Annotated in this window: 21 protein-coding genes; 15 read left to right on the top strand and 6 right to left on the bottom strand. The window is 64.3% G+C overall.

What is annotated here, in order from left to right:
• Positions 1–12: 12 nt before the first annotated feature.
• Together AC0969_RS04830 and AC0969_RS04825 are read right to left on the bottom strand one after the other, a co-directional pair.
• Entirely contained in the window at positions 13–696 is a 684-nt protein-coding gene (locus tag AC0969_RS04830) for an alpha/beta hydrolase (RefSeq protein ID WP_479623001.1), read from the bottom strand.
• 16 nt (positions 697–712) lie between these two features.
• Positions 713–1519, bottom strand: a complete 807-nt coding sequence (locus AC0969_RS04825; RefSeq protein ID WP_479623000.1) for a DODA-type extradiol aromatic ring-opening family dioxygenase — start codon at positions 1517–1519, stop codon at positions 713–715.
• Positions 1520–1594: 75 nt separating this feature from the next.
• Here AC0969_RS04825 and AC0969_RS04820 point away from each other — a divergent pair, with 75 nt between their 5' ends.
• Positions 1595–2488, top strand: coding sequence for a LysR family transcriptional regulator (locus AC0969_RS04820; protein WP_479622999.1), 894 nt, complete (start codon positions 1595–1597; stop codon positions 2486–2488).
• A 104-nt stretch (positions 2489–2592) separates the two neighbouring features.
• Here AC0969_RS04820 and bfr read toward each other — a convergent pair whose 3' ends face one another.
• A complete protein-coding gene (gene bfr / locus AC0969_RS04815; RefSeq protein ID WP_479622998.1) occupies positions 2593–3069 on the bottom strand; it encodes a bacterioferritin in 477 nt (158 codons plus the stop codon).
• Between the two features lie 190 nt (positions 3070–3259).
• Between bfr and AC0969_RS04810 the strand changes: the two genes are divergently transcribed.
• Positions 3260–3760 (top strand): 3'-5' exonuclease, encoded by a 501-nt coding sequence (locus AC0969_RS04810; RefSeq protein ID WP_479622997.1) that lies wholly within the window; start codon positions 3260–3262, stop codon positions 3758–3760.
• A 3-nt stretch (positions 3761–3763) separates the two neighbouring features.
• Here AC0969_RS04810 and ahpF read toward each other — a convergent pair whose 3' ends face one another.
• Positions 3764–5323: an alkyl hydroperoxide reductase subunit F gene (gene ahpF / locus AC0969_RS04805; protein WP_479622996.1), complete on the bottom strand. Its 1560-nt coding sequence runs from the start codon at positions 5321–5323 to the stop codon at positions 3764–3766.
• Positions 5324–5391: 68 nt separating this feature from the next.
• A complete protein-coding gene (ahpC, locus tag AC0969_RS04800) occupies positions 5392–5955 on the bottom strand; it encodes an alkyl hydroperoxide reductase subunit C (protein ID WP_479622995.1) in 564 nt (187 codons plus the stop codon).
• Positions 5956–6213: 258 nt separating this feature from the next.
• On the opposite strand from ahpC, the gene AC0969_RS04795 reads away from it, so the two are divergent.
• The 13 genes from AC0969_RS04795 (at position 6214) to AC0969_RS04735 (ending at position 16847) form a co-directional block, all read left to right on the top strand.
• Positions 6214–6546, top strand: coding sequence for a hypothetical protein (locus AC0969_RS04795; protein WP_479622994.1), 333 nt, complete (start codon positions 6214–6216; stop codon positions 6544–6546).
• Entirely contained in the window at positions 6543–7640 is a 1098-nt protein-coding gene (locus tag AC0969_RS04790) for a hemin-degrading factor (RefSeq protein ID WP_479622993.1), read from the top strand. The genes AC0969_RS04795 and AC0969_RS04790 overlap by 4 nt, the downstream gene beginning before the upstream one ends.
• Entirely contained in the window at positions 7637–8041 is a 405-nt protein-coding gene (locus tag AC0969_RS04785; RefSeq protein ID WP_479622992.1) for a VOC family protein, read from the top strand. Before AC0969_RS04790 ends, AC0969_RS04785 begins: the two co-directional genes overlap by 4 nt.
• 21 nt (positions 8042–8062) lie before the next feature.
• The gene (locus tag AC0969_RS04780) at positions 8063–8929 is read left to right on the top strand and encodes a heme/hemin ABC transporter substrate-binding protein (RefSeq protein ID WP_479622991.1); all 867 of its coding nucleotides are present in this window, start codon (positions 8063–8065) and stop codon (positions 8927–8929) included.
• A complete protein-coding gene (locus tag AC0969_RS04775) occupies positions 8926–9972 on the top strand; it encodes a FecCD family ABC transporter permease (protein ID WP_479622990.1) in 1047 nt (348 codons plus the stop codon). The genes AC0969_RS04780 and AC0969_RS04775 overlap by 4 nt, the downstream gene beginning before the upstream one ends.
• Entirely contained in the window at positions 9969–10757 is a 789-nt protein-coding gene (locus AC0969_RS04770) for a heme ABC transporter ATP-binding protein (RefSeq protein ID WP_479622989.1), read from the top strand. Before AC0969_RS04775 ends, AC0969_RS04770 begins: the two co-directional genes overlap by 4 nt.
• Before the next feature lie 13 nt (positions 10758–10770).
• On the top strand, positions 10771–11202 hold the full coding sequence (locus tag AC0969_RS04765) for a hypothetical protein (RefSeq protein WP_479622988.1): 432 nt from the start codon (positions 10771–10773) through the stop codon (positions 11200–11202).
• Between the two features lie 743 nt (positions 11203–11945).
• On the top strand, positions 11946–12089 hold the full coding sequence (locus AC0969_RS04760; RefSeq protein WP_479622987.1) for a hypothetical protein: 144 nt from the start codon (positions 11946–11948) through the stop codon (positions 12087–12089).
• Positions 12090–12189: 100 nt separating this feature from the next.
• Positions 12190–13641, top strand: a complete 1452-nt coding sequence (locus tag AC0969_RS04755; RefSeq protein ID WP_479622986.1) for a SulP family inorganic anion transporter — start codon at positions 12190–12192, stop codon at positions 13639–13641.
• Between the two features lie 52 nt (positions 13642–13693).
• Positions 13694–13918 (top strand): ParD-like family protein, encoded by a 225-nt coding sequence (locus AC0969_RS04750; RefSeq protein ID WP_479622985.1) that lies wholly within the window; start codon positions 13694–13696, stop codon positions 13916–13918.
• Complete coding sequence (map, locus tag AC0969_RS04745; protein ID WP_479622984.1) at positions 13915–14718, top strand: type I methionyl aminopeptidase; 804 nt, start codon at positions 13915–13917, stop codon at positions 14716–14718. The genes AC0969_RS04750 and map overlap by 4 nt, the downstream gene beginning before the upstream one ends.
• Positions 14719–14749: 31 nt before the next feature.
• Positions 14750–15895, top strand: coding sequence for a patatin-like phospholipase family protein (locus AC0969_RS04740; RefSeq protein WP_479622983.1), 1146 nt, complete (start codon positions 14750–14752; stop codon positions 15893–15895).
• 127 nt (positions 15896–16022) lie between these two features.
• On the top strand, positions 16023–16847 hold the full coding sequence (locus AC0969_RS04735) for a Rossmann-like and DUF2520 domain-containing protein (protein WP_479622982.1): 825 nt from the start codon (positions 16023–16025) through the stop codon (positions 16845–16847).
• On the opposite strand, the gene AC0969_RS04730 is transcribed toward AC0969_RS04735, so the two are convergent.
• On the bottom strand, positions 16844–17062 hold the full coding sequence (locus tag AC0969_RS04730; RefSeq protein WP_479622981.1) for a hypothetical protein: 219 nt from the start codon (positions 17060–17062) through the stop codon (positions 16844–16846). The genes AC0969_RS04735 and AC0969_RS04730 overlap by 4 nt on opposite strands.
• Positions 17063–17117: the final 55 nt, after the last annotated feature.

Here is a 17117-nt window from a genome sequence, read left to right as displayed (position 1 = left end):
ACAGGAGTTTTATCACCGCGTGGTGAGCACCCGTTGCAGCCAGGCTAAAAAGTCTGCCTGCATGGCTGCGCTGATGCCGTGGTCGATGGGGTAGCGGTGGCTCTGGTGGGGCACGCCCAGGGTGGTCAGCAGTTGGTCGGAGCGCTCGGCCCACGTCACCGGCAGTTTGCTGTCGAACGTACCGTGGCCGATGAAGGCTTGCAGCTGTGCCAACTGTGCGGGCGCGGCCAGATGTGGCTCCAGCTCCGGCAGGATGCGGCCCGACAAAACGCCAAAGCCCGCCACCTGCCCAGGGGCCGTCAGCCCCACGCCCGCGCCCATGATGCCGCCCTGGCTGAAGCCCGCCACCACGGTGTGCTGCGGTGCAATGCCGTGGGCCTGTTGCAGTTGCCCGATGAAGGTGATCAGCGCCAGGCGGCTGCTGTCTGCTTCGGCTGCATCAATGCGTGGCCCATTGGCGGTAAACGCCACGCGGAACCAGGCAAATTGCCCCGGCCCCAGAGCCAGCGGCCCGCGCGGCACCACCACCAGCGTGCCGGGCTGCTGTGCGGCAATGGCGGCGGCCATGTCCAGTAGATTGGTTTCCGACCCGCCCACGCCGTGCAGTAGCAAGACCAGGGCGGTGGGGCGGGCAGGCTGCGGCTGGAGTACCCGATGCGCAAGGGCGAAGTCGGGGCTGGTGTGCAGGGTGGTCATGGTGGGTTCCTTTATTTCAATGGGTGTGGGCGGGCAGACCCCAGGCATAGGATTCCATGCTGAGTACGCCGTGGGTGATGCCGCCGTCGATCACGGTGGGGGCTTCATCGGCGCTGCGTGCGCCCATCGCCACCAGCAGGGGCAAATAATGCTCCTCGCTGGGGTGGGCACGGTCGGCGTGGGGGGCCAGGCGGCGGTAGTCCACCAGCTTGTCCACCGCGTTGCCGGTCACGGCCTGGCGGATCCAGTGGGTGAATTCAACGGCGTAGTCGGCAGCGGCAGCGTGGGCTTGCCGGAATTCGTACAGGTTGTGCGTCATGCTGCCCGATGCCAGCACCAGCACGCCTTGCGCCCGCAGCGGTGCCAGGGCCTGGCCTAGGCGCAGGGCCCCGGCGGTGTCCACACCATGCGGCAGCGATACCTGGAACACGGGGATATTGGCGGCAGGCAGCAGATGGCGCAGGGGCACCCAGGCCCCGTGGTCCAGGCCGCGCCGCGCGTCCAATGTCGCGGGCCAGCCCGCTGCGATCAGCACGCGATGCGCCTCGGCGGCCAAGGCCGGGTGGCCGGGCGCGGGGTAGCGCAGGCTGTACAGGGCCTGTGGGAAGCCGCCAAAGTCGTGCACCGTCTCGGGTGCGGCGCTGGCCATCACCTGCACACCCCGCGTTTGCCAGTGCGGCGACACCACCAGCACAGCGGTAATGCCGTCTAGCGACTGGCCCAGCGTGGTCAGCAAGGGGCCCAGCGTGCCGGGCTCAAGGGCAAACGTAGGGGCACCGTGGGAGACGAATAGGACCGGAGCGAGGGTGGGTGTGGAAGTCATGGGCTCTACTGTATAAGCGTTGCTGAGTGAGATAAACGGCCTAAAATGGAATTCATTGTTTCACTGGAAAACACAATGGACCGTTTTTTGGAAATGCAAACCTTCAGCGCGGTGGTAGACGCGGGCAGCTTCGTCAAGGCGGCCGAGGTGCTGGGTTTGTCCAAAGCCGCAGCCTCGCGCTACGTGGGCGAGCTGGAGGCGCGGCTGGGTGTGCGACTGTTGCACCGCACCACGCGGCGCTTGTCGCTCACCGAAGAAGGGCAGGTGTTTTACGCCCGCAGCAAGGAACTGCTGGCCGGGGTGGATGAGGCCGAGTTGGAGGTCACCTCGCGCAGTGCCTTGGCCAGCGGCCTGTTGCGCATCAATGCGCCGGTCACTTTTGGGATCTTGCACCTGGCGCCGCTGTGGGGGGCTTTTCGCAGCCAGCACCCCGGGGTGGCGCTGGACATCACCCTGTCAGACCATGTGGTGGATTTGCTGGAGGACGGCTATGACATGGCCATCCGGATTGCGACTTTGCCCAGCTCCACCCTGGTCAGCAAACGCCTGGCCCGCACCCGTATGGTGGTGTGTGCGTCGCCCCAGTACCTGGCCCAGCACGGCACCCCTGCGCACCCGGCCGATCTGGCGCAGCACGCTGTGATCGCCTACCGCTATTGGGCCAGCAAGGACGAATGGCATTTTGAGGGCCCCGAGGGCAAGCTCAGCGTCACCACGCGGCCCTGCATCCACACCAACAACGGCGACACCTGCCGTGCCGCTGCGCTGGCGCACCAGGGGATCATCTTGCAGCCGACGTTTTTGGTGGGGCGCGATCTGGCCGCAGGCACGCTGGTGGAGCTGCTGCCCGGGTATCTGGCGATGGAGATGGGGATTTACGCCGTGTACCCCACCCGCAAACACTTGCCGCCGAAGGTGCGGGCGCTGGTGGCGTTTTTGGCAGAGGCGTTGGATGCACCCCATATTTAGTGCCAAAAACACCGATGGCGCATATAAATACTGCGCTGGTAGCTATCAAAAAAATAGCGACTAGGCGGTGTGCCTAGTCGCTATGCGCGGAAGGAGGAGGGGGCTTACGCCAGCTCGCCCATCTGGCTTTGCAGGTAGTTTTGGATGCCGACTTTGCCGAGCAGGTCGATCTGGGTTTCCAGGAAGTCGATGTGCTCTTCGGTGTCGTCCAAGATGCCTTGCAGCAGGTCGCGGGACACGTAGTCGCGCACGCTTTCGCAGTGGGCAATGCCGTCCTTGATGGTGGCTTGTGCGCCTTGCTCTGCCTTCAGGTCGCAGGCTAGGCATTCGGGTACATCTTCGCCGACCAGAATCTTGGCCATGTCTTGTACGTTGGGCAGACCGTCCAGCATGAAGATGCGGTCCATCAGCTTGTCGGCGTGCTTCATTTCGCCGATGGACTCTTCGTATTCTTTCTTCGCCAGCTTGTCCAGGCCCCAGTGCTTGTACATGCGGTAGTGCAGAAAGTACTGGTTGATGGCGGTGAGCTCGTTTTTGAGTTGCGCTTGCAGATGCGCGATGACTTGGATGTCGCCCTTCATGGTGGCCGTCCTTTTTTGAATGTGTGGTCGCAAGATTGCTTTGGTATGGATTGTCGGCGACGTGGCGTGGTAAATCAAAAAAACAGCAGCGATATCCCCAGCTTTTCACTCTAAGTACGAACACGCTTGATAGGTATTCGCAAGGGGTGTAACGGATTGACCCGACATGGCCGCCATGTAAAGTGAGGGCATGCTTGTACCCACCTCCATGCCCGCCGTGCTCGATATCGAGGCCTCGGGCTTTGGTCGGCGCAGTTACCCGATTGAGGTGGGCTGCATCCTGCCGGATGGCCAGACTTTTTGTACCTTGATTCGCCCCGAGCCGGACTGGTTGCATTGGGACCCCGAGGCCGAGAAGCTGCACCACATTCCCCGTGCCTTGGCGCAGACGGCGGGCAAGTCGGCACGCGATGTGGCGCAACTACTGAACCAGCACTTACGCGGCCAAACTGTGTATTCCGACGGGTGGGCAAACGACTTCACCTGGATTGGTGCGCTGTTCGAAGCGGTGGACATGAGCCCGTACTTCAAGCTGGAGAACCTGCGCTCCCTGCTGAGCGAAGAAGAAGCCGCGCAGTGGCACGACGTGAAGCAGCAGGTGGTCGAGGAGCTGGGTGTGCAGCGCCACCGCGCCAGCAGCGATGCACGGGTGCTGCAATGCACCCTGCAACGGCTGATGGAGCAGCGTTAGCCGTTAAACAGCGCTGCGGATCAGGTAGTCAAACGCGCCCAGTGCGGCCTTGGCCCCATCGCCCGCCGCGATGATGATCTGCTTGAAGGGCACGGTGGTTGCGTCACCGGCGGCGAACACGCCCGGCACCGATGTCTGGCCCCGGTTGTCCACGATGATCTCGCCGTGCTTGCTCAGCTCGATGGTGCCCTTGAGCCATTCGGTGTTGGGCACCAGGCCGATCTGTATGAAGCAGCCTTCCAGCGCGATGTGCTGGCTTTGGCCGCTCTTGCGGTCGGTGTAGGTCAGGCCATTGAGCTTGTTGCCATCACCGGTCAACTCGGTGGTCTGCGCCGACATATGGACGCTGACGTTGGCCAGGCTTTGCAGCTTTTTGACCAGCACGGCATCGGCACGCAGCGCCTCGCCGTATTCGATCAAGCTCACATGCGCCACCAGTCCGGCCAGGTCGATGGCGGCCTCGACACCCGAGTTACCGCCGCCAATCACGGCCACGCGCTTGCCCTTGAACAGCGGCCCGTCGCAGTGCGGGCAGTAGGCTACGCCCTTGTTTTTGTATTCTTGTTCGCCGGGCACGTTGACATTGCGCCAGCGCGCACCGGTGGTCACGATCACGGTTTTGGATTTCAGCGAGCCACCGTTGGCCAGTTGCACCTCGACCAGGCCGCCGGGCGTCGTGGCCGGGATCAGCTTGTCGCCGCGTTGCAGATTCATCACGTCCACGCCGTAAGCCTTTACGTGCGCGTCCAGGCCCATAGCGAACTTGGGACCATCGGTTTCCAGCACGGAGATGAAGTTCTCAATGGCCAGCGTGTCGTTTACCTGCCCGCCAAAGCGCTCGGCGGCAATGCCGGTGCGGATGCCTTTGCGGGCGGCATACACCGCTGCGGCTGCGCCTGCGGGGCCACCGCCGACCACCAGCACATCAAAGGCATCCTTGGCCGAAAGCTTGGCCGCGTCTTTGTCGGCAGCGCCGGTGTCGAGCTTGGTAACGATCTCTTCCACCGTCATGCGCCCCGACCCGAAATGGCTGCCGTTCAGGTAGATGCTGGGCACGGCCATCACTTCCCGGGCGTTGACTTCATCTTGGTATAGCGCGCCGTCGATGATGACGGTTTTGATTTTGGGGTTGAACACCGACATCAGCGTCAGCGCCTGCACCACGTCCGGGCAGTTGTGGCAGCTGAGGGACATGTAGACCTCGAAATTGAACTCGCCATCCAGTGCCTGGATGCTCTCAATCACACCGGCCTCTACCTTGGGCGGGTGGCCGCCGGTCCACAGCAGGGCCAGCACCAACGAGGTGAATTCATGGCCCATAGGAATGGCCGCAAAGCGCAGGCTCATATCGCTGCCGATACGGTTCAGGCTAAACGACGGCTTGCGTGCGTCCGTGCCGTCGGTCTTCAGGGTAATTTTGTCGGACAACGCCACGACGTCCTCCAGCAGGCCGCGCATTTCATCTGCGCCTTTGCTGTCGTCCAGCGATGCTGTGATCTCGAATGGGCTTTTGACGCGTTCGAGGTAGCTCTTCAGTTGTGCCTTCAGGCTGTCGTCCAACATAAATTTCTTTCAGTCAATGCTGCCGCCAGCCTTGTGAGCCAACGGCGGGTTTAGTCAATTACGCAGATTTAGATCTTGCCGACCAAGTCGAGCGATGGGGTCAAGGTGGCTGCGCCTTCGTTCCACTTGGCGGGGCACACTTGGCCAGGGTGGGCGGCGGTGTACTGGGCGGCCTTGAGCTTGCGCACGGTTTCTTTCACGTCGCGGGCGATTTCGTTGGAATGGATTTCCGCCGTCTTGATGAAACCTTCGGGGTTGATGATGAAGGTGCCGCGCAGTGCCAGGCCTTCTTCAGGGATGTGCACGCCGAAAGCGTTGGTCAGGGTGTGGGTAGGGTCGCCCACCAGTGGGAACTTGGCCTTGCCCACAGCAGGCGATGTCTCATGCCACACCTTGTGCGAGAAATGCGTGTCGGTGGTGACGATGTAGACCTCGGCACCCATCTTCTGGAATTCGGCGTAGTTGTCGGCTGCATCTTCGATTTCGGTGGGGCAGTTGAAGGTGAATGCTGCGGGCATAAAAATCAGCACGTTCCACTTGCCCAGCAGGGTTTCGTTGCTCACGGTGATGAACTTGCCGTTGTGGAAGGCTTCGGTTTTGAAGGGCTGGACTGCGGTGTTGATCAGGGACATGGTGTTTCCTTTGAATACGGTAAATGGGTGGATGGCTACTGGCTATTTGCTTTTGCTGCCAAGACGGATCATAAGCTATTAAATATCTCTCATCGATAGTTTATTGGTATTAACCCTATAGTCCCGGTAGCTGTCATGGCCTTGTGTATTTTGACAAATGAGAATTATTCGCATATAGTGAACTCCTCTTCAAGCCAGCCACACCGGCCCGCGTGGCGGGTGCCTAGCCCACCATCTCTTCAACTACCGGAGGCCTTCATGTCCCGCTCCATTGATCTCACTGACCATGCCGCTGACGAGGAATACGCCATGCCCTGCGCCGAGGCCCTGCTGGCCAGCTCCCTGGCGCTCATGACGGGCTACGTACAAGGCTGCTGCGACGACCACCGCACCCAGATGGCGCAAAAAGTCGTGCAGAACCTGCTCAGCCTGTCCGAGCACCCCATGCTCTCGCCCGACTTCAAAACCCTGCTCTGGAACCTGCACACCCGCTGGCTGCAGCAGACCCACCCAGCCCGCACCGCCGCCGAACACGCCCACCTGCCCACCGCCACGCCCCTGTGGCACACCACCCCCGAGGCCATGCAATGAGCGTTGTATTTGCGACTTTTGAAGACCTGCGGGCCGCCTTTGCTGCTGCCCGTGCCAGTGGCAAGCGGGCCAAAGATGCCGCCGAATCCATCGGCAGCAGCGAAGGTGCCGCCGTGGCCGCCCATTGCGGCGAACACGCTTATCCACCCAAGGCCATTGCTTTGACCGGCCCGTGGATCAACCTGCTCAAAGCCCTGGAGCCCTGCGGCCCGCTGATGGGCCTGACCCGCAACCAGAGCACCGTGCACGAGAAAACCGGTGTCTACCGCAAGCTCTCCGCGATGGGGCCGAATGGCAACATGGGTTTGGCGCTGGGCGAAGACATCGACCTGCGCCTGTTCTTTGGCCACTGGCATGCCGGGTTTGCCGTGACCGAGCTGGCCGCGAATCCGCAGAACCGCCCGAATGTGAGCCTGCAATTCTTCGATGCCCACGGCCTGGCGGTGCACAAGATATTCCAGCGCGATGCTACCGACCGCGTCGCGTTTGAGGCGGTGGTGCAGCGATTTACCGCCGACACCAGCTCCGCCGTCTTCACACCCGCCGTGCCCGCACCCCCGCCCCAGCCCGATGCCGACATCGACGTGGCCGGGCTGGGCGCCGGCTGGGCCGCGCTGCAAGACACGCACGAATTCTTCGGCCTGCTGAAAAAATTTGGCACCGAGCGCCAGCAAAGCCTGCGCCTGGTGCAGGGCCGGTTTACCGAGCGCCTGTCCACTATGGCGCTGCGCGAGCTGCTGCAATCCGCGTCGTTCGATGGCGTGCCCATCATGGTGTTTGTGGGCAGCAAGGGCTGCATCCAGATCCACTCCGGCCCGGTGACACGCATCGAGCCCATGGACATCCGGGGAGTCCAGTGGCTCAACGTGATCGACCCCAGCTTCAACCTGCACCTGCGCGAAGACTCTATCGCCCACGTGTGGCGGGTGGAGAAACCCACCGCTGACGGCGTGGTCACCTCGGTCGAAGCCTTTGACCACGCTGGCGAGCTGATGGCCATGTTCTTCGGCGCACGCAAGCCCGGCCAGCCCGAGCGCACTAGCTGGCGCGAGCTGGTGGCTGGCTTGCCCACGCTGGAGGCGCTACCCGCATGAGCACCCTGGACACCGTCGAGATCAAGGCCTTTGTGCCCGCGCGGGACTTCGCCCAGTCGCGCCAGTTCTACCGCGACCTGGGCTTTACCCAGGCCAGCGAGGGCGGCGGCGTAGGCTATTTTCACCACGGCCGCAGCGCCTTTTTGCTGCAAGATTTTTACGATGCGGCCCTGGCCAACAACCTGCAAATGCACCTGCAAGTGGTGGACGTGCAAGCCTGGTTCGACCATGTGCAGCAGCTTGATTTGCCCACGCGCTACGGCGTGCGCGCCCCCACGCCGCTGGAAGACCAGCCCTGGGGCATGCGCGACTTTGTGCTTTTTGACCCCAGCGGCGTGTGCTGGCGCGTGGGGCAAAACCTCCCCGACTTCGCGCCCGTAGGCCAGTTGCCCAACGAATGACTTTTCCCTCTACACCCTCTGATGAAGCAAAACCTACTCCGCCGCCGCGCCGTCTTAAGCTGGGTCGCCAGCGCTACGCTTGCGCCTGCTGCGCTCCAGGCCCAGACGGCCAAACTCCCCCGGCTGGTGACGGTGGGCGGCGCACTCACCGAATGCGTCTACGCCCTGGGCGCTGAGGCGCAACTGGTCGGCACCGACACCACCAGCCTGTACCCGCTGGCAGCGCAAAGCACGGCCAAGGTGGGCTACATGCGCACCCTGTCGGCCGAGGGCCTGCTGGCGCTCAAGCCCGACGCGGTGATCGCCACCACCGAGGCCGGGCCACCGGTGGTGCTGGACCAGTTGCGCAGCGCCGGGGTCAAGGTCGAGCTGATCGACTCCGACCACAGCTGGGCCGAAGTGCAGCGCAAGCTGCAAGCCGTGGGGCGGGGTGCCGGGCGCGAGACCCAAGCCCGTGCACTGCAAGCCAAGCTGGATGCCGACTGGGCCCGCGTGCAGCAACAAGTGGCACAGTTCAAGGGCCGCAAACCGCGCGTGCTGTTCATCTTGTCGCACAGCGCCAGCGTGCAGGTGGCGGGCGAAAAAACCGCTGCCGATGCCATGTTGCGGCTGGTAGGCGCACAGAATGTGATGAACGGCTTTGCGGGTTACCGCCCCATGACCGCCGAAGCGATGGCCGCCGCCGCGCCCGACCTGATCCTCACCACCACCCAAGGCATAGCAGCCCAGGGCGGGCTGGCCACGTTCTGGTCCCGCCCCGAGCTGGCCCTGACCCCGGCCTTCAAAACCAAGGCGCTGGTGCATCTGGATGCGCTGGAGTTGCTGGGTTTTGGTCCGCGCCTGCCTGCCACGGTGCTGGCCTTGCACCAACGGATGGTCAAGGCATGAACCTGCCCGCCCGCCGCCTGTCCAGCCACCATGTGCTGCTGCTGGGCAGCGCCCTGGTGGTGCTGAGCCTGCTCAACGCCAGCGCGCGCGGGGCCTATGCCCTCAGCGTGGGCGACATCGCCCGGACGCTGTGGGCGCTGCTGTCTGGCGGGCTGGACGGCTCATCCGAGCAGCTGGTGTTCCTCAACATCCGCCTGCCGCGCCTGCTGCTGGGGCTGGCGGCGGGTGCGGGGCTGGGCCTGTCGGGCGCGCTGATGCAGGGCTTGTTTCGCAACCCGCTGGCCGACCCCGGTTTGATAGGGGTGAGCAGCGGCGCGGCGCTGGCGGCGGGCATCACCATCGTGCTGGGCAGCCGCTACTTTCCCGATTTGCCGCGCAGCCTGGGCAGCTGGACCCTGGTGAGCATGGCCTTTGCGGGCAGCCTGGCGGTGACGGCGCTGATCTACCTGCTGGCCCAGTCAGAGGGCGGCACCCGGGTGGGGCTGATGCTGCTGGCGGGCGTGGGTATCAACGCGCTGGCCGGGGCGGGCATGGGCGCTTTGACCTTTCTGGCCAGCGACGAGCAGCTGCGCAGCATCCAGTTCTGGCTGCTGGGCAGCCTGGGTGGCGCACGCTGGAGCGCCGTCATGCTGGTGTTTGCTATTGTTTTTGTAGCTATGTGCGTAGGTGTTACTTGCGCCAGGCCCTTAAATGCCATTGCATTGGGCGAGGCGCAGGCCGCGTTGCTGGGCGTGGATGTGGAGCGCACCAAGCGCCTGGCCATCGTGGTCACCGCGCTGGCCGTGGGGGCGGTCACCGCCACCACCGGGATGATCGGCTTCGTCGGCCTGCTGGCTCCGCACTGCGTGCGCCTGGTGGCCGGGCCGGACCACCGCGTGGTGCTGCCCGGCTCGGCCATGCTGGGCGCGGCCCTGGTGCTGCTGGCCGACAGCGTGGCCCGCACCGTGGTGCAACCGGCCGAGTTGCCGCTGGGTGTGCTGACCGCCGTGGTGGGCGCACCCTTCTTTTTGGTGCTGCTGCGCCAGTTCAAAGGACGGGTATGACGTATTACTTGGAGGCGCAGGCGGTGTCCTGCATTGTGGGCGGGGCCACCCTGCTGCATTCGCTCACAGCGCGGTTCGCCACGGGGGCGTTTACCGCCATCTTGGGGCCCAACGGCGCGGGTAAATCCACGCTGCTGTCGCTGCTCTGTGGCCAGCGCAAGGCCAGCCACGGCAAGGTTTATCTGCAAAACCAGACGCTAGACAGCTACCCCGCCCAGGCTCTGGCCCGGCGCCGTGCACTGCTGCCGCAAGACCTGTCGGTGGCCTTCGACTACACCGTGCAAGATGTCGTGGAGCTGGGCCGCTACCCGCACCGCCAGCAGCCCAACAGTGGCGAGACCGACATTGTGCAGCGTGCCATGCAGGCCACCGGCGTGCTGGCTCTGGCCCACCGCGTGCTCAACACCCTGAGCGGCGGCGAGCGCGCCCGTGCCCAGCTGGCCCGGGTGCTGGCGCAAATCTGGGAACCTGCCCCCGAGGGCCATAGCCGCTGGCTGCTGCTGGACGAACCCACCGCCTCGTTGGACGTGCACCACCAGCATGCCGTGCTGCGCCTGGCCCGCCGCTGGGCGCACGAGCATGGCGTGGGCGTGGTGGCCGTGCTGCACGACCTGAACCTGGCCCTGCGCTACGCCGACCAGGTGCTGCTGCTGCAAGACGGCCAGGTCCAGGCCGACGGCCCGCCCGCCCAGGTGCTGGATGTAGACACCGTGCGCCGCATCTGGCAGGTAGATGTGCACCCGGTGCACGACGCGGACGGCCGTCTGCAATTACTCATGGCCTGAAGAGGAGCTGTTTATGTTGATTACGCAAGCCCGCATCCACATCGTCCCGCGCAAGCCGCCTTTGAAGCCGCCCCTGTCCGACGTAGCCTGCGAACACGCCGCCCTGGTGCGCATGCTGGCCAGCGCCCAGGCGCGGGTGAGCGCGGTGGTGGTGGACCACGTGCAGCAGATCGCCGTGTTGCAAGCCCAGATCGTGCGCCTGCGCGCCCGCGCCATCGTGCGCGACACGCTGGTGGCCTGGCTGCGTGAAAGTCTGGCGCAGTTGGAGCCGGAGTCTTCAGAAGATTTACAAGCCCACGCCGATGCCGCCGACCGCGTGATTTGCCAAACCGGTTGCATCAGCCACGGCGGCTATTGGCGCGAGGCGGACCAGTGCAAACGCACCGGCAAGGGCTGCGTGCTGGTGGAAGAGGGCGTTGCCGGGCCGCAGGGGGTGGGTTCCTAAAGTTTTCAAGCTTTTAGGCCGATTTTCAGGTGTAAAAATGGCTGCTTGCGCTTATGGAGTGTGCACAAACAGCTCCTGTTTTTTACTATCAAAAGAGGAGCGATCCCCATCGCTCGAACGGGCGTGAGCCAGAGGGGTCGGAGCCTGGTGGGGTCAGATCCCCATTGCGCAACGGATGCTGGCGATAGAAGCGTGGTCGTGGCCCGCATTGGGGCTCTGACCCCTCCTGGCGGTTCTCCGTGACGGACAGTGGCGGGATTGGCGCATTCTGGGAGCTAGCCAGCATCCCCGGCAGGGATATGCGCCCGGCGGCGAAGTAACTTGTTCTTTTCCGCAATCGATGCGTAACCATGGATGCGTCGCCCCAACTGTCTGCGCCCTCCGCTTGCGCTACGGGGAACCTGCGGTGTGCGCTTTGGGCGGGGTCTGGCTAAACTCGCCTGCGGCTCAAACAACGCCAGCCCTTTCCCGCCCAAAGCTGTGCTCCTCGGCGCAACCAGATGGGGACCCGGGAGCGGGGTCGGAATCGGCCCGGCTGCGCCGGGCATCGCGCTGGTCGCGAACTGGGGGGCGTCGGTTATGGTTTCGCCATGTCACCGACCCCGAGCTTTTCCCCAACCCCCGATGCCTTCCGCCAGTGGCTAGCCACCCACGCGCGCCGCGCAGCACACGGTTGGGGAAGCTGGTTGAGCTAGCGCTGCGGGTCAGCGGGCCTCGTCACCCCCGCCTTTTACAATCACCCCATGCCCCCAACCCACCGCCCGTCCAACGCAGTTCAGTACCTGCGCCCGTGCATGGCGGCCCGGTTCCACAGCTTCACACTGGCCCGCATCACGCGGGATGCATGCAGTAGGCAGTCGGGCTGTTCGCGCCTGACTCCGCCCTGAAAGGCCCGGCACCCTTTCCTCGCTTGGCTCGGAATGCCTCGTTCCCTTGCCTGACCCGTTCACGCCTTTTGATTTGCTCCTTGTCGGGGCCAGTTTTGCCATGTCCAAATTTCCCCATTCCTTTCGCGCCGAGTGGGCGCCCAGTATTCCGCGTGAGCTGATGGCCGGTGCGGTGGCGACCTTCGCCCTCATCCCTGAAGTTATCGCCTTTTCCTTCGTGGCCGGGGTGGACCCGATGGTGGGGCTGTTCGCCTCATTCGTCATCAGCATCGTTATTGCTTTCGCAGGCGGGCGGCCTGCGATGGTGTCGGCGGCGGCGGGTTCGGTGGCCTTGGTGGCGGCACCGCTCGTGCATGCGCATGGGGTGCAGTACCTTTTCGCGGCGGGCGTGCTGGCCGGGGCGATGCAGATGCTGTTTGGCTGGCTGCGACTGGGTGTGTTGCTGCGGTTTGTGTCGGGCTCGGTGCGCACGGGGTTTGTGAACGCGCTGGCGATTCTGATTTTCTCGGCGCAGATGCCGCACCTTATCGGCGCCAATATCGCCACCTGGGCCATGGTGGGGCTGGGGCTGCTGGTGATTTACGGGCTGCCCCGCATCACCACGGCGGTGCCGTCGCCGCTGGTCTGCATCGTGGTGCTGACCCTGGTGGGGCAATGGCTGGGCCTGCCGCTGATGACTGTGGCCGATTTGGGGCTGTTGCCCGACGCGTTGCCGGTGTTTGCACTGCCTTCGGTGCCGTTCTCGGTGGAGACGCTGCGGCTCATCGCGCTGCCTGCCTTCGCCATTGCGATGGTGGGGCTGCTCGAGTCGCTGATGACGGCCAGTGTGGTGGACGAGCTGACCGATACGCCCAGCGCTAAAAACCGCGAGTGCAGTGGTCTGGGTCTGGCCAATGTGGCGGCCAGCCTTTTCGGGGGCATCGCCGGGTGCGGGATGATTGGCCAGACGGTGAGCAACGTGCGTTATGGCGGCCGGGGACGGTTGTCCACGCTGTTTGCCGGTGCCTTTCTGTTGATTCTGATAGTGCTGCTCAAGCCGTGGGTGGCGCAGGTGCCGGTGGCCGCACTGGTGGCCATCATGGTGATGGTGTCGGCTTCTACGCTGGATTGGGGCTCTGCGCGGGCTGTGCTGCGGCACCCCAAGCTGTCCAGCTTGGTGATGCTGGTGACGGTGGCGGTGACGGTGGCCACCGATAACCTCGCCGCCGGAGTGGCGGTGGGCGTGCTGCTGAGTGGGGTGTTTTTTACCTTCAAGGTCTCGCGACTTTTGACCGTGACCCAAATTGGAGAAGACGCGCTGACCTACCGGGTGGCCGGGCAGGTCTTTTTTGCCTCGGCAGACTTACTGGTGGATGCGTTCGATGTGCGGGAGGTGGTGGGCAGGCGCGTCACCATCGACCTGTCGCAAGCCCACTTTTGGGACGTAACGGCGGTTACTGCTCTCGATAAAATTTGCCAGCGGCTACGCAAACATGGCAGCGCGGTGGAGGTGGTGGGTATGAATGACCAAAGCCGCGCACTGGTGTCCAGGCTGGACCTCTGCATCGAATAGCCCTGCTGGGTAAAATATACGAAACATCAACGTTTCATATATTGGAGCCATCTTGGGCCTAGTCAAAATTTCAGAACCGATGCACGCCAACGTGCGCATCGCCAGCGGCGCTTTAAACCGCTCCATCAACGCCCAGGCCGAGCACTGGCTGCGCATTGGCATGATGTGCGAGCTGCACCCGGAGCTGAAGTACGGGGAGCTGTGCCGTCTGCTGATCCAGGATGAAATCCAGGCCGAAGCGCAGGTCACGGCACTACCGCAAAAGGCGCGGGCATGAGCAGCATGAACGACGAGCCCGTCACCATCCGCAGCCCGGCCGAAGTGGCGCTGGCCCGCCGTGCCGGGCACTTGGCGGCCAGCGTGCTGCACATGATCACCCCGCACGTGGTGGCGGGCATCACCACCGAGGCGCTGGACCAGATCTGCCATGACTACATCGTGGACGTGCTGGATGCCGTACCCGCCAACATCGGCTACCACGGCTATCCCAAGACGGTGTGCGCATCGGTCAACCATGTGATCTGCCACGGCATTCCGTCGGCCAAGGTGTTGAAGCGCGGCGACATCGTCAACATCGACGTGGCCATCATCAAAGACGGCTGGTTTGGCGATTGCAGCCGCATGTACTTTGTGGGCGAACCCAGCCCGCTGGCCAAGCGTCTGGTGGCCACCACCTACGAGGCGATGCGCGCGGGCATTTTGCAGGTCAAGCCGGGCGCCACTCTGGGTGACATCGGCCACGCGATCCAGACCGTGGCGCACCGCGAGCACTTCAGCGTGGTGCGCGAGTACGGCGGCCACGGCATCGGTCAGATCTACCACGATGCCCCCCATGTGTCGCACTACGGCCAGCGCGGCCAGGGGCTGCGGCTGGAGACGGGCATGATTTTCACCATCGAACCCATGGTCAACGCCGGCAAGCGCGACACCAAAGAGCTGCCCGACGGCTGGACCGTGGTGACCAAAGACCATTCGCTCTCCGCCCAGTGGGAGCACATGGTGGCCGTGACCGACACCGGGTTCGAGCTGTTGACCCCCTGGCCGGAAGGCACAGGGGCCTACGCCGCCATCGGCTAGAGCAGGGTGCAGCGTCGGTTATCGTCCCCGCATGCACCCCACACCCCTTAACAACCACGGTAACCACCAGGTTAAATACCAACGCTGCATGGTCTTCGCCGGGGGCGGTTTCCGCTTCGGCATCTATCTGGGCATGCATGCCGCTGCGCGCGATGCGGGCCGTGCGCCCGATCTGCTGCTGGCCACCTGTGGCGGGGCGATTGCGGCGGCCATTATCCAGGCGCTGCCGGACGATGCGCAGCGCATGGCCTGGCTGTGCTCGCCGCAGATGTACCAGTTCTGGGGCAGCTTGCAGTCGGCACCGCAAGCCCGCATCAGCACCGCCTTGCGCGGGGCCGCCCAGCGCAAACTGTCGCGCCAGCCCGCACCGCGCGTGCCGGACCTGTTCACCGACTACCTGTTTGAAGTCCCCCCGGTTTTGCCCCTGCCGCCGCCTGCGGCCCAGTCGGAAGTGACGGTGGCCACCATCGGCGGCAAGCTGCTGTTTGGCCCGGCGGAAGTCGGCCAGGCGCGGGGCGGCCGCAAGCTGTTTGCGCAAACTGTCTTCGGCCCATCGCGTGTGGCGGCCCTGGTGCAGGGCATGGCGTCGCCGTTTGCCGACCCATGCTGGGGCGACCACGCACTTGCGCCCGGCGTGCAGACCGACACCAGCTTGGCGCTGGATGCCGCCGCGCGCATGGCCATCACCGACTTCTACTACTTCCCCACCTACCGGCATGGGGCCGACCACTACCTCGGCGGCGTGGTGGACCTGTTCCCCATCGAGCTGGCGCACCGGCTGGCCGACACGGTGATGCTGGAATTCAAGGAATCGTTCGACCAGCACTTCGAAATCCCCGCCTGGCGTGCCGTGCTGGGGCTAGACGGCAACCAGCGCCTGCGCCATGTCAACGCCCAATGCAACGCCCTGGGGGCCGACGTATGGTTCGACACCTCCGACGTAGCTGCCGCGCTGCCCGTGCAGCCGGTGCAAAGGCAGTTGGCGTGGTGGCGCAACCGCATCGTGCTGGCCCAGCCCACCGACTACGCGGGCTACGTGCAGACGATGCAAGCGCAATGGCAATACGGCTACCAGCGCGGGCAAGAGGCCTTGCAACGCCCCGTGCCGGGCGATGCATCGGGCATGCGCAAGGTGGACCGGTATAACGGGGGGCGGGGTGAGTTTCAAGCTTTTTAGGCTTCTAGCGCATGTTTTATCTGCGTAAGCAGCTATTAAAAAAATAGCATTTATCCCGCTGCCCACCCCCGCATCTTTGGCAAAATCGGCCCCCTCTCTGCCCGCTCCCTTACAGAAAGCCATTCCCGTGAAAACACTCAACCTGGTAGGCGCTGGCCGCGTGGGGCAGACGCTGGCGCGGCTGTGGCAGCAGCAGGCGACGTTTGCCATACAAGATGTGCTGACCACCACGCCCGGCAGTGCGCAGGCCGCTTGTGTGGCCATTGGAGCGGGCACGCCGGTGGCGGATGCGCGGGCCATGCGCCCGGCGGATGTGTGGATGTTGGCCGTGCCCGATGCGCAATTGCCGCAGGCGGCGCAGGCGCTGGCGTTGGCGGCATCGCCGGGCACGCACACCGTGGCCTTCCATTGCAGTGGCGCTTTGGGCAGTGCGCAGTTGGCCCCCTTGGCCGCGCTGGGCTGGCAGACGGCCAGTGCGCACTGTATTTTGAGTTTTGCCTCGGTGGAGGCGGCCGTGGCGCAGTTCCCCGGCACGACTTGCGCGCTGGAGGGGCAGCCCCACGCTTGCGGCCTGCTGGACGCGGCGTTTACGGCGATTGGCGCGCGCTGTTTTGGCGTGGCCACGGAGCACAAGCTGCTGTACCACGCGGCGGCGGTGTTTGCCACCAACTTCCTGCCGGTGCTGCAAAGCGTGGCCGAAGACGCGTGGCGGGCGGTGGGTGTGCCTGCTGAATTTATTCCCGATTTGCGTGCCAAGCTGCTGGCCCACGCGGTACACAACATCACCACGCTGGGCCCGGCTGCCGCCTTGACCGGCCCGGCTGCAAGGGGCGACACCGCCGCCATCGCCCGCCAGGCGCTGGCGGTGCAGGCGTGGGATGTGCAGGCGGGTGCGGCCTACGACGCACTGAGTGTGCTGGCGCTGCGCTTGGCCCGGCAGTCTAAAAATTAGTGGATGGCCTGCGCCAGCACCGCCTGTAGGCACAGTGCGCATTCTTGCAGTGCGATGCAGCTGGAGCGCTGGGCACATTGCAGGCAGGTGTGGGCGTAGGCGGGGTCGCGCAGTAGGCGGTCTGGGTCCACGGCGTAGCCTTGGCCGGCCATCAGCCATTTGAAGTCCACCTCTAGCAGCACTTGGCCGCCCAGGTCTTGGTGAATGTTGCCCATATGCGTTCCTTCTCCAGCTCTATATCGGTACGCCGCCCTTGAAATCAATATAGGC

It is taken from the genome of Rhodoferax sp. LB1P47 (assembly GCF_056521445.1).
Note: the sequence above shows the minus strand (reverse complement) of the source record. Positions and strands in the feature narration are given on the sequence as shown.

What these genes read in the sequence shown, in the direction of transcription:
- AC0969_RS04795 (WP_479622994.1), top strand. Translation starts at nt 6,214, where the DNA reads ATGTCCCGCTCCATTGATCTCACTGACCATGCCGCTGACGAGGAATAC.
- AC0969_RS04760 (WP_479622987.1), top strand. Translation starts at nt 11,946, where the DNA reads ATGCCCCCAACCCACCGCCCGTCCAACGCAGTTCAGTACCTGCGCCCG.
- AC0969_RS04830 (WP_479623001.1), bottom strand. Translation starts at nt 696, where the DNA reads ATGACCACCCTGCACACCAGCCCCGACTTCGCCCTTGCGCATCGGGTA.
- AC0969_RS04810 (WP_479622997.1), top strand. Translation starts at nt 3,260, where the DNA reads ATGCTTGTACCCACCTCCATGCCCGCCGTGCTCGATATCGAGGCCTCG.
- AC0969_RS04775 (WP_479622990.1), top strand. Translation starts at nt 8,926, where the DNA reads ATGAACCTGCCCGCCCGCCGCCTGTCCAGCCACCATGTGCTGCTGCTG.
- AC0969_RS04825 (WP_479623000.1), bottom strand. Translation starts at nt 1,519, where the DNA reads ATGACTTCCACACCCACCCTCGCTCCGGTCCTATTCGTCTCCCACGGT.
- map (WP_479622984.1), top strand. Translation starts at nt 13,915, where the DNA reads ATGAGCAGCATGAACGACGAGCCCGTCACCATCCGCAGCCCGGCCGAA.
- AC0969_RS04740 (WP_479622983.1), top strand. Translation starts at nt 14,750, where the DNA reads ATGCACCCCACACCCCTTAACAACCACGGTAACCACCAGGTTAAATAC.
- AC0969_RS04785 (WP_479622992.1), top strand. Translation starts at nt 7,637, where the DNA reads ATGAGCACCCTGGACACCGTCGAGATCAAGGCCTTTGTGCCCGCGCGG.
- AC0969_RS04790 (WP_479622993.1), top strand. Translation starts at nt 6,543, where the DNA reads ATGAGCGTTGTATTTGCGACTTTTGAAGACCTGCGGGCCGCCTTTGCT.
- AC0969_RS04770 (WP_479622989.1), top strand. Translation starts at nt 9,969, where the DNA reads ATGACGTATTACTTGGAGGCGCAGGCGGTGTCCTGCATTGTGGGCGGG.
- AC0969_RS04780 (WP_479622991.1), top strand. Translation starts at nt 8,063, where the DNA reads ATGAAGCAAAACCTACTCCGCCGCCGCGCCGTCTTAAGCTGGGTCGCC.
- ahpC (WP_479622995.1), bottom strand. Translation starts at nt 5,955, where the DNA reads ATGTCCCTGATCAACACCGCAGTCCAGCCCTTCAAAACCGAAGCCTTC.
- bfr (WP_479622998.1), bottom strand. Translation starts at nt 3,069, where the DNA reads ATGAAGGGCGACATCCAAGTCATCGCGCATCTGCAAGCGCAACTCAAA.
- AC0969_RS04755 (WP_479622986.1), top strand. Translation starts at nt 12,190, where the DNA reads ATGTCCAAATTTCCCCATTCCTTTCGCGCCGAGTGGGCGCCCAGTATT.
- AC0969_RS04765 (WP_479622988.1), top strand. Translation starts at nt 10,771, where the DNA reads ATGTTGATTACGCAAGCCCGCATCCACATCGTCCCGCGCAAGCCGCCT.
- ahpF (WP_479622996.1), bottom strand. Translation starts at nt 5,323, where the DNA reads ATGTTGGACGACAGCCTGAAGGCACAACTGAAGAGCTACCTCGAACGC.
- AC0969_RS04820 (WP_479622999.1), top strand. Translation starts at nt 1,595, where the DNA reads ATGGACCGTTTTTTGGAAATGCAAACCTTCAGCGCGGTGGTAGACGCG.
- AC0969_RS04730 (WP_479622981.1), bottom strand. Translation starts at nt 17,062, where the DNA reads ATGGGCAACATTCACCAAGACCTGGGCGGCCAAGTGCTGCTAGAGGTG.